Below are 13,986 nucleotides of genomic sequence, written 5' to 3'. Positions count from 1 at the left end.
CCCGGAATGACGTGGCATGAACAGATGTGTCAGATCAGGCGAATGTGACCGGCCGGAACCGGCGCCACGCGCCGATGATCACCACGGCAAAGAACACCAGCACGATGCCCTGCACCACTGCAAATACCGGCCCGGACGGCGGGTTCGGCGGCACGGCCGGCGCCAGCGCCTGCAGCGCAGGCACCTTGAGGAAGCTCTGGATGACCAGCACGAAGACGTTGAGATAGAGCGAGACCATCGCGGTCACGATATAGATCGGGCGCCAGGCGCCCTTGAGCTGCATCGCATACAGCGCGATGCAGGCGATCGCGAGCAGCACCAGCGAGAGGCCGCCGATGATGTGCGACGGCAGCAGCTTCTCGGTCACCAGAGGCGGAATCACGAAGCCGGTGGCGTTGGTCAGGATCGTGAGGATGAGGAAGATCGCGGTCAGTCCGGGCCTCGCGCGCGAACCGAGCAGGCCGAACATCACGATCACACCGGCGACGATTGCAATCAGGCTGATAATGACGTGCACAAGCACCAACGTCGTCATGTGGAGCACTCCCCGCTGAGACCCGCGCGCGAGGTTACGATGCGTGCGGGAAAAATGCTACATGGTTCGATGGCAGGACGGCCGACATCTCATGAAAATCCGCCGGCGCCGGCGATTGTTTAAAAAATTCGCACCGATGTCACATGCCGCGACACGTGCGCCTCGTGAGACATCGAATCAATAATAGCGCGGGATCGGCCCGTTATGCGGCGTCTTGCGCTTCGACAGGTCGAACAGCACCTCGTCGACATAGCACCAGCCCCAGCCTTCCGGCGGATCGTAGCCCTCGATCACGGGATGGCCGGTGGCGTGGAAATGCGCCGTCGCATGCCGGTTCGGCGAGTCGTCGCAGCAGCCGACATGGCCGCAGGTGCGGCAGATCCGCAAATGCAGCCAGCGGCTGCCGCTCTTCAGGCATTCCTCGCAGCCAAGCGCACTCGGCGTGACATCCTGAATGCCGGCGATATGGGTGCAGCCTTTTGTCATTTGCGACCTCTTTGGATTTGTCTCAAGCATGCTGTTTGGCCCGTCATCCCGGCGCAAAGGCTTCGCCTTTGTCGCTGGAGGTGCGAACGTAGTGAGCCTCGAAGGATGCACGGCCCAGCTGGTGGCCGATTCCGTATCGACATCCCTACAGCGACGGACTGCCGTCGTCCGCAAGATAGCCGTGCAGGGCCGCGACGACCTGCGCACCCTCGCCGATCGCGCCGCCGACGCGCTTGACCGAACCGGAGCGGACGTCGCCGACCGCGAACACGCCGGGCACCGTGGTCTCGAGCAGCGGCACGGCGGGCGCGCCGTCGCCGTTCTGCACGCCGGTCATCACGAAGCCGCCGCGATCGACCTGCACGCCGCAGCCCTCGAGCCAGCCGGTCGCCGGATCGGCGCCGACGAACAGGAAGAGATTGCGGATATCCATGGTGAACTCGTCCGGCGCGAGCCGGCTGCGCCAGCGCACGCGCTCCAGCGTCTCCGCGCCTTCGAGCCCGGTCACCTCGGTGTTGAACATCAACTCGATGTTCGGCGTTGCCTCGATGCGCTCGATCAAATAGCGCGACATGCTGGCCCCGAGCCCGCCGCCGCGGATCATCATGTTGACCCTGCGCGCATGCGCCGACAGGAACACCGCCGCCTGGCCTGCGGAATTGCCGCCGCCAACCAGCACGACGTCCTGCTGGGCGCACAGCCGCGCCTCGATCGGCGAGGCCCAGTACCAGACGCCGCGGCCCTCATAATTCTCGAGATTGTCGATCGCCGGCCGCCGATAGCGCGCGCCGCTCGCGACCACCACCGATTTGGCGCGCAGCGTGTGCCCGCAGCCGGTAGCGAGCGTGAACGCGCCCGACGCCTTCGAGCAGTCGAGCGATTTGATCGAGACCGGGATCAGCATCTCGGCGCCGAATTTCTGCGCCTGATTGAAGGCGCGCCCCGCCAGCGCCTGGCCGGAAATGCCGGTCGGGAAGCCCAGATAGTTTTCGATCCGCGCGCTGGCGCCGGCCTGGCCGCCGAAGGCGCGGGAATCGAACACCGCGACCGACAGCCCCTCGGAGGCCGCATAGACCGCGGTGGCGAGCCCAGCCGGGCCGCTGCCGACCACGGCGACGTCGTAGAGCTTCTCATGTGCGCTGTTGCCGATCATGCCGAGCGCCATCGCAAGCGCGGTCTCGGACGGATTGCGCAGCACCGTGCCGTTCGGACAGACCACCAGCGGCAGCTCGGCGCGCGTCGGCGAATAGCGCGCGACGAGGTCGGCGGCATCCTTGTCGGTCTCGGGATCGAGGACGTGATGCGGCTGGCCGTTGCGCGCCAGGAAATTTTGCAGCGGCGCCATGTTGCCGACCGACGCGGAGCCGATCAGCACCGGTCCGCCGGCGCCGCCCTGGATCAGGCTGACGCGGCGCAGGATCAGCGCGCGCATGATGCGCTCGCCGAGATCAGCCTCGGCGACCAGCAGCGCGCGCAGCCGCTCGGGCGGCAGCAACAGCGTCTCGACGGGGCCCTCGGCATGGCCGTCAACCAACGCGGCGCGGCCGGAGAGCTGGCCGATCTCGGCAAGGAATTGCCCCGGCCCCTGGTCGATGATCGGCGTGACACGGCCGAGGCCATCGCGCTGGGAGATCGACACGCAGCCCGACAGCACCACGAACATGCCGGGCCCCGGCTTGCCGGTCTCGAACAGCGCCTCGCCGTCCTTGTACGACCGCGGCTCGCCGAAACGGCGCATCCGCTCGATCTCATGCGCCGTCAGGGTCGGAAAGGTCTGCTCATGGCGCGGAAAGGCGGTGGCGGTGGCGTTCAGCCGATTGATCGTCGTCTCATCCATGGCCATCTCGGCGACTCGCTTCTTGTTGCAACAAATGCCAACCGGCCGGAGTTTCGATTCTCACTAGAACCAGAACCCAGGCCCTGGCTTGTCGTTTTGCCGGATTTTCTGCACGAACTGATGTCCATCTCGCAGAAATCGCTCTAGCGGCCCGGCTCGCTTCCGCCGCCGTCGTCTTGTGAGCCGTCTTCTAGTGGGGCGTCATCTAACGAGGCTTGGGCCGGTTCGGAAGCCACATCCTCGCGACCGCGCGCCTTTGATTTTCGCCGCTTCAGATTTTCGCGCAGCGCCAGCTTGAGACGATCCTGTCGTGAATCCTTCACGCGGGCTCCGGCCTGCCCGCCGCCCTTGTCGTGCTCACCTGTCATTGCAAAACTCTCGAACCGCCGTCGCCTTCCGCGAGGCCGAACATAGCCAATGGCCGCCGCCCGCGCACCCTGCCCGGTCGGCCAGTTGCGCCAGGCAGCATGATTCGGCGGTCGAGCGGTTCCGGCTTCCCGGCAGGATCGGAACCCAATCGGACCGGAAATCGGCCGGATTGGGCAGAATCACCGGCGAAGAATGTCAGTTTCTGCCGATTTCATCGGCAACAGGGGCGCTGTTTCGCTTGCGCCAACGGGAGGCCTGTGGCAAGAACCGCCCGCTTGGACGGGCCCTTGGGGCCGATTCAATTTTTCCCGGGCACGCTGCCGTAGCTCAGTGGTAGAGCACTCCATTGGTAATGGAGAGGTCGACAGTTCAATCCTGTCTGGCAGCACCATTCTCCCAGCGTTCGCTGCAGTCATTGCGGGCACCGCCGCGTTCACCGCATCAATGCGCGAGCAGCAGACCCGCCCCGCCGATCATCAGCACGACGTAGAACGCGAACACACTGCCGACCCATTTCCAATCGATCTGTCCGTGCTCGGGGCTGAGGCTTTCGATGATGCCGTGCATGATGGTTTCCTTGAGAAGTCGCATGCGCGGCGTATAGCCTGCACCTCGATCACGTCATGTGACTCACTTCACACTTCAAAGTCGCGGAACGGACCCAAGAGTGACTGGCCCAGAACTGAAGAAACTGCGCGAACATCTCGGCGAGGCACTTGGCCGCAATCTGACGGCGGCGGACATGGCGAAGCTGTGCGGATTGCCGGCGGCCGGCGGCGCCGAAAAACTCCGCAAATGGGAGGTCACCGGCCCGACCCCGAAGGTCGCCGCGCTGCTGCGCGTGCTGGCGATGGCGAGCGAGCACTATCCGATCCTGGAGAAGTTCGACGTGTTCGATCGCCACGACGTTCCGGTCAAGGATCGCGCCGCGCGCCGCCAGGCGTTCCGCGAGCAGATGCGCGACGACGTGCGCAAGCGATTGGACTAGCAGACGGCTTGGTTAACGGAAGCAGCGCGTCGCGCGCGGTGCGTTAAGCCTTCCGTCATTCCCGCTTAAGCGTTCGTTAGGCACAACAAAACGTTTCACCGCAAGGCCTGCGACTTAACGCTCCAAGTCGCCTTTGGTGACAACATTTTATTCAAATGCGGTCTAACGCATCGCCATGGATGGCGCCATTCGCGCCGCGCCTCATGACTTGTCCGGAGACTGCCCTATGAAGAAGTTCCTGCTCGCAACCGCAGCTGTTGCCCTCGCGGCCTTTGGCGCGACCGCCCAGGCCGCCGACCTCGGCTCCCGTGGCTATTACCAGAAGGCGCCTGCGCCTGTTTACGCCGCGCCGCTCTACAACTGGACCGGCTTCTATCTCGGCGGCCATCTCGGCGGCGTGTTCTCGCAGAACAACACGTTCAACGGCCTCGCGCTGTCCGACTCCAGCGCCCGCTTCATGGGCGGCGTCCAGGGCGGCTACGACTGGCAGCTGTCGCCGATGTGGGTGATCGGCCTCGAAGGCCAGTATTCCTGGGTCGGCGGCCACCAGCTCAACGCGATCTTCCCGGGCGGCTACGTCTACAACAACAACCAGCGCGGCATCGCCTCGATCACCGGCCGGGTCGGCTACACCTGGGGTCCGGGCCTGATCTATGTGAAGGGCGGCTATGCCTATTCCGACAACAACGAAACGGTGACGCTGGGCGGCGCGCAGGTACCCTTCGCGCTCACCGACAACCACAGCAACGGCTGGACCATCGGCGGCGGTGCCGAATACATGTTCGCGCCGAACTGGTCGGCCAAGGTCGAGTACCAGTACTACGACTTCGGCGACAGCCGCTTCACCGCACCGGGCGCGCTGGTGCCGGTCGGCAGCTTCCACAATGACGAGCACACGGTGAAGGCGGGCCTCAACTACCGCTTCAACCTCGGCAACCTCGGCGGCCCTGCCTACGGCCGCTACTGAGGTTACCGACCACCGCAACCGAGAGTGGAAAGGCCGGCTCGCGCCGGCCTTTTTGCGTCCGATCGCGCGCATCGATTCCGCACAGCGAACCAACGCAGCGCCGACGCGCGGCAGCCCTGAAAAATCCCGCAGATCGCCGCAATTTTCCCGATTTTGTTAACCCGCCGCATTGATACTCCCGCGCCGGGGAAACATCCAAGAGTAGTGGCCAAGGGTAAGGCCAGGGGGTACGGGGCAATGGCGTTTCGGTTCAAGCTCGGCAAACCAAATCTCAAGCGTATCCATCTGCCGCAGATGGGTGTCAGGGGCAGCCTGTTCGCGGCATTCGCCGTGATCGCAGGCATGGCGCTGGTGATCAGCGCAGGCGCCGGCATCGTGCTGCATCAGCTCGGCGGCACCATGAGCGATCTCTCTGGCCGCGACATTCCGCGGCTCGCCGCAAGCCTGCAACTTTCCGCACAGAGCGCCTCGCTCGCAGCCCAGGGGCCCGGCCTGCTCGCCGTGCAAAGCGAGGATGCGCTCAACGATCGCACCAAGAAGGTGCAGGAGGTCGCGCAGCAAACCAATGCCAAGCTTGGCGAGATCATCGAACTCGGCGCCGACAAGTCCGTCGTCAGCGCGCTGCAGGAGAACGTCAAAAACACCGACGAGGCCACCAAGAGCCTGATCTCCGCCGCGCACGAGCGGCTCGACGTCGGCGCGCTGCGCGACAAGCAGTACAACGCGCTGCGCAAGGCGCAAGGCGCCTTCGTCTCTGCCGCCGGTCCGGCGATGCTCGACGCGCAGACCCGGCTCAACGCCATCCTCGCCGCAGCCGACGTCTCCGCTGACGCTGCCACCGAGGCGGCGCGCACCGTCGGCCAGATCAGCAACGTGCTCGCCGCCGGCAATCTGATGGCCGCCGACATGACCGCGGCGCTGTCGGCCAATTCCAGCGAGACGCTCGACGCGATCGAGGCGGAGTTCAAGAAGGGCCGCGAACGCGTCAAGTCGAACCTCGAGGACCTGCCGAGCAATCCGGCGATCGTTGCCGTGCGCGACACCGCGGAGAAGCTGCTCGTGCTCGGCGAAGGCAAGACCGGCGTGTTCAAGATCCGCCAGAAGGAGCTCGACTCGATCGATTACGGCCAGACCATCCTGGAAGAGACCCGCAAGCTCAATGTCGGACTCGGCATCAGTGTTCAGCAGCTGGTCGAGGCCGTCCAGAAGGAAACCGACTCGTCGACCTTCCAGGCGCGGCAGCAGATCTCGCTCGCGACCACGGTAATGATCGGATTGGGCGCGCTGACGCTGGTCGGCTCGTTCCTGTTCGTCTGGCTCTATGTCGGGCGCAACATCCTGCGCCGCATCCGCGGCCTGCAACGCTCGATGCAGCTGTTGTCCGACGGCGACCTCGACACCGAGATCCCGCAGAGCCGCCAGCGCGACGAGATCGCCGTCATGGCCGACTCGCTGCAGGTGTTCCGCGAGAGCATGCTCGAGAGCCGCGAGCTCACCGAAAACCAGAACAAGGACCGCTCCGCGAAGGCCGAGCGCGCCTCGCGCATGGAGAAGCAGATCGCAACGTTCGAATCGACGGTCCGCAATGCACTCGGCAGCCTGCAGAGCGCGGCGAACTCGATGCAGTCGACCGCGCAGAGCATGTCGGCGACCGCCGACCAGTCGAGCGCATTGGTCAACGCGGTCGCCTCGGCCGCCGAGGAGACCTCGGTCAACGTGCAGACGGTGTCGGCCGGCACCGAGGAGCTGTCGTCGTCGATCTCCGAGATCGGCCGCCAGGTCGTCACCTCGGCGGAGATCGCCCGCAAGGCGGTCGAGGAGGCCAGCGCCACCGACACCACCATGCAGGGCCTTGCCGACAATGCCGCGCGCATCAGCGTCGTGGTCGACCTGATCCAGACCATCGCCTCGCAGACCAATCTGCTGGCGCTCAACGCCACCATCGAGGCGGCGCGCGCCGGCGAGGCTGGGCGCGGCTTTGCCGTCGTCGCTTCCGAGGTGAAGAACCTGGCGAGCCAGACCGCCAAGGCGACCGAGGAAATCCGCCAGCAGATCGTCAGCATGCAGGAGGTGACGACGACGGCGGTCACCGCGATCCGCAACATCTCGAGCACGATCGGCGAGATCAACGACGTCACCACCGCGATCGCCGCCGCGGTCGAGGAGCAGGGCGCGGCGACCCGCGAGATCGCCCGCAACATCCAGCACGCGGCCGGCGGCACCAGCGAGGTGTCGAGCAACATCGTCGGCGTCTCGACCGCCTCGGCCGAGGCCGGCGCCGCGGCCGGCGAGGTGCTGAGTGCCTCCGACGCACTGCGCCGCGAGGCCGACGTGCTGCGCTCGGAAATCGACGGCTTCCTGTCGAACATAAGAGCGGCGTAGGTATAGACCCCGAATTACGCGTCGCTCCATCCGGGCTACGCATGCTCTGACCTCCCCTTGAAAAGGGGAGATCGCTTTGCTCGTTAGAGCAAAGCGGGTGGGGATCCGCTCTCTCGGCTTGCAGCGTCGCCTGTGGCTGACCCCCATCCCAACCTTCCCCCTTTCAGGGGGAAGGAGAAGAGAGAGATGTAGCCCGGATGGATGGAGCGCAGCGCAATCCGGGCTACGGAATTTTCAGCTCTGGGCCACCCCATTCTCCGGACGACTATCTGATTTTTCGGCTGGCGCGGCGGCCCGGGTCCCGCTAAGTCGGTAGCATGCATACGAAGACCGACAGCCTTCCCTCCTCGGCGGAGGCATTGCGATACCCCTGGGAGAACCACCCCGGCCACGACCAGGTCGTGGAGGTGGCCCCCGGCGTGCTGTGGGCGCGGCTGAAGCTGCCGTTCCGCCTCAACCATGTGAACATCTATCTGCTCGCCGACGGCGACGGCTGGACCATGGTGGATGCCGGCTTCGGCAATGAGGAATCGATCGCGGCCTGGACCACGCTGTTCGAGGGACCGCTGAAGCACGTCAAGGTCAGGCGGCTGATCGTGACGCATTCGCATCCTGATCATGTCGGTCTCGCCGGCTGGATCACCGAGCGCTTCGACTGCCCGCTGTACATGTCGCAGGTGGAATACCTACAATCGGTCTATCACCAGAACCGCGGCACCGAGGAACGGCGCAACGCGCAGCGGCTGTTCTTCCGCCGCCACGGCATGGACGAGGACCTGACCGAGAAGCTCCTCGGCCGCGGCCAGGATTACCTGAAGCGCGTGTCGGTGCTGCCGCCGTCCTATCACCGCCTCACCCATGGCGACGAGGTCGTGATCGGCACGCGGCGCTTCAAGGTGATCACCGGCGGCGGACATGCGCTCGACCAGGTGATGCTGTATTGCGCCGCCGACAAGCTGTTCCTGTCCGCTGACCAGGTGCTGAGCAAGATTTCGCCCAATGTCAGCGTCTGGGCGGTCGAGCCCGAGCAGAACTCGCTCGGCGAATACCTGGCCTCGCTGGCAAGCCTGACCACCACTTTGCCCTATGACGTGATGGTGCTGCCCGGCCATGGCGTGCCGTTCTACGGGCTGAAGACCCGGATCAAGCAACTCGCCGATCACCATGAGGAGCGCTGCCGGCTGATCGCCGAGGCCTGCCGCGAGGTGCCGCAGACCTCCAAGGAACTGGTGCCGGTGGTGTTCCACAAGCACGTGCTGGACGAGCACCAGATGGGCTTCGCCGCCGGCGAGCTGGTCGCCCACGTCAACTACATGCTGGTCGAGGGCCGCCTGACCGCCGAGATGCACGACGACGGCATGCTGCGCTTCAAGACGACCTGAGCGCCGGGCGGGCAAGGCACCGCCCGCCGATTTGACCGAAATCAAGCCGAATAGTCCCCAGCTAGGGCAATTTGCCCAACTGCGGCGCATGCCCGGATGTGAGCCAATGCATGGACATTAGAGCTGGAAAAGCTCTAAGAAGAGGCAGGTTTTCCGGTCAGGTTCCGCTTTCTGGGTTCGCCGATGAATTACAGCCAGTTTTTCCAAACCGCCCTCAACCGCCTGCATGACGAGCGGCGCTACCGGGTGTTCGCCGACCTCGAACGGATCGCGGGACGCTTCCCGCACGCGACCTGGCACTCGCCGAAGGGCAGCCGCAACGTCGTGATCTGGTGCTCCAACGACTATCTCGGCATGGGCCAGCACCCCAAGGTGGTCGGCGCCATGGTCGAGACCGCGACCCGCGTCGGCACCGGCGCCGGCGGCACCCGCAACATCGCGGGCACCCATCATCCGCTGGTGCAGCTCGAGGCGGAGCTCGCCGACCTCCACGGCAAGGAAGCCTCGCTGCTGTTCACCTCGGGCTATGTCTCGAACCAGACCGGCATCTCGACGCTCGCCAAGCTGATTCCGAACTGCCTGATCCTGTCGGACGCGCTGAACCACAATTCGATGATCGAGGGCGTGCGCCAGGCCGGCTGCGAGCGCCAGATCTTCCGCCACAACGACGTCGCGCATCTCGAAGAGCTGCTGATCGCCGCCGGCCCCGACCGGCCGAAGCTGATCCTCTGCGAGAGCCTTTACTCGATGGACGGCGACGTCGCGCCGCTCGCCAGGATCTGCGATCTCGCCGAGAAGTACGGCGCCATGACCTATGTCGACGAGGTGCATGCGGTCGGCATGTACGGCCTTCGCGGCGGCGGCATTGCCGAGCGCGACGGCGTGATGCACAGGATCGACGTGCTCGAAGGCACGCTTGCGAAAGCGTTCGGCTGCCTCGGCGGCTATATCGCGGGCCGCGCCGAGATCATCGACGCGGTGCGCTCCTACGCGCCGGGCTTCATCTTCACCACCGCGCTGCCGCCGGCGATCTGCTCGGCCGCGACCGCTGCGATCCGCCATCTGAAGACCTCGAACTGGGAGCGCGAGCGCCACCAGGACCGTGCCGCCCGCACCAAGGCGATCCTGACCGCCGCCGGGCTGCCTGTGATGTCGAGTGACACCCATATCGTGCCGCTGTTCGTCGGCGACCCCGAGAAGTGCAAGCGCGCCTCCGACCTGCTGCTGGAGGACCACGGCATCTACATCCAGCCGATCAACTATCCGACGGTCGCCAAGGGCACCGAGCGGCTGCGCATCACGCCCTCGCCCTACCATGACGACGGCCTGATCGACGCGCTGGCTGAGGCCCTGCTGCAGGTCTGGGACCGGCTCGGCCTGCCGCTGCACCAGAAGTCGCTGGCCGCCGAGTAACCCTATCCGCGTCCACCCCCGAATTTGGGCCGGCCGTGCATCGCACCGCCGGCCCTTTGCGTTATAATCCTGACACCCGGCCCTCCCAGCGGCCGGGACAGGAGATGAGCAGCGATGCTGCACGACTGGGGCGTCATCGCCACGGCGTTCGCCTACATCGGACTGTTGTTCTTCATTGCCAGCCGCGGCGACCGCAGGTCGGCGGGTGCGCGCGGCCGTGCCAGCCAGTGGATCTATCCGCTGTCGCTCGCGATCTACTGCACCTCCTGGACCTTCTTCGGCTCGGTCGGCTTCGCCACCCGCACCAGCGTCGACTTCCTCGCGATCTATGTCGGCCCGATCGTGATGATCGGGCTGTGCACCCCGCTGCTGCGCCGCGTCATCGCGCTCGCCAAGTCGCAGAACATCACCTCGATCGCCGACTTCATCGCCGCGCGCTACGGCAAGAGCCAGGCGGTCGCGGCCACCGTGGCGCTGATCGCGATCATCGGCTCGGTGCCCTACATCGCGCTGCAGCTCAAGGCGATGGCCTCGTCGCTGGAAACCATCCTGAGCGAGGATCAGGCGTTCTCGAAGATCCCGATCATCGGCGACATCGCGCTGATGGTGACGCTGGCGATGGCGGTGTTCGCGGTGCTGTTCGGCACCCGCCACACCGACGCGACCGAGCATCAGCACGGGCTGATCCTGGCGATCGCCGCCGAGTCCATCGTCAAGCTGGTCGCCTTCATCGCCGCCGGCGCCTTCGTCACCTTCTGGATGTTCTCCCCGGTCGAGCTCTACGAGCGCGCCCTGAAGACGCCGGAGGCGGTACGCGCGATCGAATATGTGCCGTCGATCGGCAACTTCCTGATCATGACGCTGCTGTCGTTCTGTGCGGTGATGCTGCTGCCGCGCCAGTTCCATGTCAGCGTGGTCGAGAACTCGACCGGCGCCGAGGTCACCCGGGCGCGGTGGCTGTTCCCGCTCTACCTCGTCGTCATCAATATCTTCGTGATTCCGATCGCGATCGCGGGCCTCGTCATCTTCCCGTTCGGCGCTGTCGATGCCGACATGTTCGTGCTGGCGCTGCCGATCGAGGGCAATTCGCAACTGCTCAGCCTCGCGGTGTTCGTCGGCGGCCTGTCGGCGGCAACCGCGATGGTGATCGTCGAATGCGTCGCGCTGTCGATCATGGTCTCCAACGACATCGTGCTGCCGCTGGTGCTGCCGCGCAGCGATGACGCCCGCGCCGGTCAGAAGGACTTTGGCGACTTCCTCCTGAAGGCGCGCCGCTTCTCGATCTTCGCCATCATGGTGATGGCGTATTTCTACTATCGCGCGCTCGGCAACACCCAGCTGGTCGCGATCGGCCTGCTGTCCTTTGCCGCGATCACCCAGCTCGCGCCGGCGTTCTTCGGCGGGCTGTTCTGGCGCCGCGCGACCGCACGCGGCGCCATGGCGGGCATGCTGGTCGGCTTCGCGATGTGGCTCTACACGCTGTTCATCCCGAGCTTCCTGGAAAACTCGACCACCGGCCTGATGCTGCTGCAGCATGGGCCGTTCGGGATCGAGGCGCTGCGGCCGCAGGCGCTGTTCGGCGCCGACCTGCCGCCGCTGCTGCACGGCGTGCTGTGGAGCCTTGCGCTCAACATCCTCACTTACGTCGTGTTCTCGCTGGCGCGCGCGCCGTCCGCGATCGAGCTGTTGCAGGCCGACGTGTTCGTGCCCAATGCACTGGCCCCGATCGCGCCGAGCTTCCGGCGCTGGCGCACCACGGTGACGGTGCAGGACATCGAGAGCACGGTGACGCAATATCTCGGCCCCGACCGCACCCGCGAGGCGTTCGCCTCGTTCGCCGTCGACCGCAACGTCGTGCTGCTGGCCTCGGCACCGGCCGATTTCGAGTTGCTGCAGCACGCCGAGCGCCTGATCGCGTCCTCGATCGGGGCGGCGTCCTCGCGCCTCGTGATGTCGCTGCTGCTGCAGCGGCGGACGGTGTCGGCCAAGGCCGCGCTGAAGCTGCTCGACGACTCGCACGCCGCGCTGCATTTCAACCGCGAGATCCTGCAGACCGCGCTCAATCACGTGCGCCAGGGCATCGCGGTGTTCGACGCCGATTTGCAGCTGATCTGCTCCAATCGCCAGTTCTCCGAATTGCTCGCGCTGCCGCCGCATTTGGTGCAGCTCGGCATACCCTTGCCCGAGATCCTCGAATTCATGGGCGCGATCAGTCCGCCGCCGGCCGGTGACAGCGACAACCTGCTGCAACTGCGGCTGCGCGCCTACACCACCGAGGGCGAGCCCTATCTGGAACGCTTCACCGACCGCCATCTGGTGATCGAGGTCCGCGCCAACCGCATGCCGGGTGGCGGGCTCGTCATCACCTTCTCCGACGTCACGCCGAGCTTCGAGGCCGCGGAGGCGCTGGAGCGCGCCAATGCGACGCTGGAAAAGCGCGTCCGCGACCGCACCGAGGAGCTGACGCGGCTGAACTCGGAGCTCGCGCTCGCCAAGGGCATCGCGGAGGACGCCAACGCCTCCAAGACGCGTTTCCTGGCGGCGGCCAGCCACGACATCCTGCAACCGCTCAATGCGGCGCGCCTCTACGTCACGAGCCTCGTCGAGCGCCAGAACGGCGGCGAGGATTCGCGCCTGGTCGAGAACATCGACGACTCGCTCGAGGCGATCGAGGACATCCTGGGCGCGCTGCTCGACATATCGAGGCTCGATGCAGGCGCCATGACGCCGGCGATCACGAGCTTCCGGATGGCCGATTTGATGCGCTCGCTGGAGATCGAGTTCATGCCGATCGCCCGCGACAAGGGCCTCGATCTGCGCTTCGTGGCCTGCTCGCTGCCGGTCGAATCCGACCGCTCGCTGCTGCGCCGGCTGCTGCAGAACTTCATCTCCAACGCGATCAAATATACCCCGCGCGGCCGCGTGCTGATCGGCTGCCGCCGCCGCGGCGACACGCTCCAGATCAGCATCTTCGACACCGGCGTCGGCATCCCCGTGCAGAAGCGCGGCGAGATATTCAAGGAATTCCATCGCCTCGAACAGGGCGCCCGGATCGCCCGCGGCCTCGGCCTTGGCCTGTCGATCGTCGAGCGGCTGGCGCGCGTGCTCAACCACCGCATCGCGATTTCGGCCAACGTGAGCGGCGGCTCGGCGTTCTCGGTCACCGTGCCGGTCGCGACCGCCGTCAACCATACCGCGGCCGTCACCACCGCCACGCCACTGTCGAAGACGCCGATGAGCGGCTCACTGATCGTCTGCATCGAGAACGATCCCGCCATTCTCGACGGCATGAAGACGCTGCTGACGGCGTGGGACGCCGAGGTGATCGCGGTGCTCGATGCCGACGGCGCGATCAGCGCGATCGAGGCCGCCGGCGGCCGCGTCACCGGCGTGCTGGTCGACTATCATCTCGACCGCGGCAACGGCGTCGCCGCGATCCGCGAGATCCGCCGCCGCTTCGGCGACGGCATTCCGGCGATCCTGATCACCGCCGACCGCAGCCCCGCGGTGCGCTTGGCCGCGCGCGAGGAAAACATCGCGGTGCTGAACAAGCCGGTCAAACCGGCCTCGTTGCGCGCGCTGCTCGGACAATGGCGCACCCAGCAGATGGTGGCGGCGGAGTAGGGG

At 65.9% G+C, this 13,986-nt stretch carries 11 protein-coding genes and 1 tRNA gene; 7 read left to right on the top strand and 5 right to left on the bottom strand.

What is annotated here, in order from left to right; genetic code table 11:
• Positions 1-34: 34 nt before the first annotated feature.
• The 4 genes from ACVIGB_RS36185 to ACVIGB_RS36170 all read right to left on the bottom strand — a co-directional run bounded on the left by ACVIGB_RS36185 (position 35) and on the right by ACVIGB_RS36170 (position 3,226).
• Complete coding sequence (locus tag ACVIGB_RS36185; protein ID WP_456719083.1) at positions 35-535, bottom strand: hypothetical protein; 501 nt, start codon at positions 533-535, stop codon at positions 35-37.
• Positions 536-712: 177 nt separating this feature from the next.
• On the bottom strand, positions 713-1,021 hold the full coding sequence (locus ACVIGB_RS36180; RefSeq protein ID WP_057018148.1) for a UBP-type zinc finger domain-containing protein: 309 nt from the start codon (positions 1,019-1,021) through the stop codon (positions 713-715).
• Positions 1,022-1,166: 145 nt separating this feature from the next.
• Positions 1,167-2,864, bottom strand: coding sequence for an FAD-dependent oxidoreductase (locus tag ACVIGB_RS36175; RefSeq protein WP_456719084.1), 1,698 nt, complete (start codon positions 2,862-2,864; stop codon positions 1,167-1,169).
• 137 nt (positions 2,865-3,001) lie between these two features.
• A complete protein-coding gene (locus tag ACVIGB_RS36170) occupies positions 3,002-3,226 on the bottom strand; it encodes a hypothetical protein (RefSeq protein WP_456719085.1) in 225 nt (74 codons plus the stop codon).
• 317 nt (positions 3,227-3,543) lie between these two features.
• On the opposite strand from ACVIGB_RS36170, the gene ACVIGB_RS36165 reads away from it, so the two are divergent.
• Positions 3,544-3,618, top strand: a tRNA-Thr gene (locus ACVIGB_RS36165).
• A gap of 50 nt (positions 3,619-3,668) precedes the next feature.
• Here the strand turns inward: ACVIGB_RS36165 and ACVIGB_RS36160 are convergent.
• Positions 3,669-3,794 (bottom strand): hypothetical protein, encoded by a 126-nt coding sequence (locus ACVIGB_RS36160; protein ID WP_275948971.1) that lies wholly within the window; start codon positions 3,792-3,794, stop codon positions 3,669-3,671.
• A gap of 100 nt (positions 3,795-3,894) precedes the next feature.
• Here ACVIGB_RS36160 and ACVIGB_RS36155 point away from each other — a divergent pair, with 100 nt between their 5' ends.
• From ACVIGB_RS36155 to ACVIGB_RS36130, 6 genes are all read left to right on the top strand, one after another.
• Positions 3,895-4,215, top strand: a complete 321-nt coding sequence (locus ACVIGB_RS36155) for a hypothetical protein (protein WP_456719086.1) — start codon at positions 3,895-3,897, stop codon at positions 4,213-4,215.
• A 226-nt stretch (positions 4,216-4,441) separates the two neighbouring features.
• Positions 4,442-5,182 carry an outer membrane protein gene (locus tag ACVIGB_RS36150; protein WP_456719087.1) on the top strand — a complete coding sequence of 247 codons (741 nt, stop codon included), beginning with the start codon at positions 4,442-4,444 and terminating at the stop codon, positions 5,180-5,182.
• 237 nt (positions 5,183-5,419) lie between these two features.
• Positions 5,420-7,564 (top strand): methyl-accepting chemotaxis protein, encoded by a 2,145-nt coding sequence (locus ACVIGB_RS36145; RefSeq protein ID WP_456719088.1) that lies wholly within the window; start codon positions 5,420-5,422, stop codon positions 7,562-7,564.
• Positions 7,565-7,881: 317 nt separating this feature from the next.
• On the top strand, positions 7,882-8,946 hold the full coding sequence (locus tag ACVIGB_RS36140; protein ID WP_456719089.1) for an MBL fold metallo-hydrolase: 1,065 nt from the start codon (positions 7,882-7,884) through the stop codon (positions 8,944-8,946).
• A gap of 183 nt (positions 8,947-9,129) precedes the next feature.
• Complete coding sequence (gene hemA, locus ACVIGB_RS36135; protein WP_456719090.1) at positions 9,130-10,359, top strand: 5-aminolevulinate synthase; 1,230 nt, start codon at positions 9,130-9,132, stop codon at positions 10,357-10,359.
• 114 nt (positions 10,360-10,473) lie between these two features.
• Positions 10,474-13,983, top strand: coding sequence for a PAS domain-containing hybrid sensor histidine kinase/response regulator (locus tag ACVIGB_RS36130; protein ID WP_456719091.1), 3,510 nt, complete (start codon positions 10,474-10,476; stop codon positions 13,981-13,983).
• The last annotated feature ends 3 nt before the right edge of the window (positions 13,984-13,986 follow it).

It is taken from the genome of Bradyrhizobium sp. USDA 4341 (genome assembly GCF_054063755.1).
This window is presented reverse-complemented; position numbering and strand designations above follow the sequence as displayed.

Excerpts from the sequence above, each read along its gene's own strand:
- ACVIGB_RS36185 (WP_456719083.1), bottom strand. The coding sequence starts at position 535 with ATGACGACGTTGGTGCTTGTGCACGTCATTATCAGCCTGATTGCAATC.
- ACVIGB_RS36180 (WP_057018148.1), bottom strand. The coding sequence starts at position 1,021 with ATGACAAAAGGCTGCACCCATATCGCCGGCATTCAGGATGTCACGCCG.
- ACVIGB_RS36175 (WP_456719084.1), bottom strand. The coding sequence starts at position 2,864 with ATGGCCATGGATGAGACGACGATCAATCGGCTGAACGCCACCGCCACC.
- ACVIGB_RS36170 (WP_456719085.1), bottom strand. The coding sequence starts at position 3,226 with ATGACAGGTGAGCACGACAAGGGCGGCGGGCAGGCCGGAGCCCGCGTG.
- ACVIGB_RS36160 (WP_275948971.1), bottom strand. The coding sequence starts at position 3,794 with ATGCACGGCATCATCGAAAGCCTCAGCCCCGAGCACGGACAGATCGAT.
- ACVIGB_RS36150 (WP_456719087.1), top strand. The coding sequence starts at position 4,442 with ATGAAGAAGTTCCTGCTCGCAACCGCAGCTGTTGCCCTCGCGGCCTTT.
- ACVIGB_RS36145 (WP_456719088.1), top strand. The coding sequence starts at position 5,420 with ATGGCGTTTCGGTTCAAGCTCGGCAAACCAAATCTCAAGCGTATCCAT.
- ACVIGB_RS36140 (WP_456719089.1), top strand. The coding sequence starts at position 7,882 with ATGCATACGAAGACCGACAGCCTTCCCTCCTCGGCGGAGGCATTGCGA.
- hemA (WP_456719090.1), top strand. The coding sequence starts at position 9,130 with ATGAATTACAGCCAGTTTTTCCAAACCGCCCTCAACCGCCTGCATGAC.
- ACVIGB_RS36130 (WP_456719091.1), top strand. The coding sequence starts at position 10,474 with ATGCTGCACGACTGGGGCGTCATCGCCACGGCGTTCGCCTACATCGGA.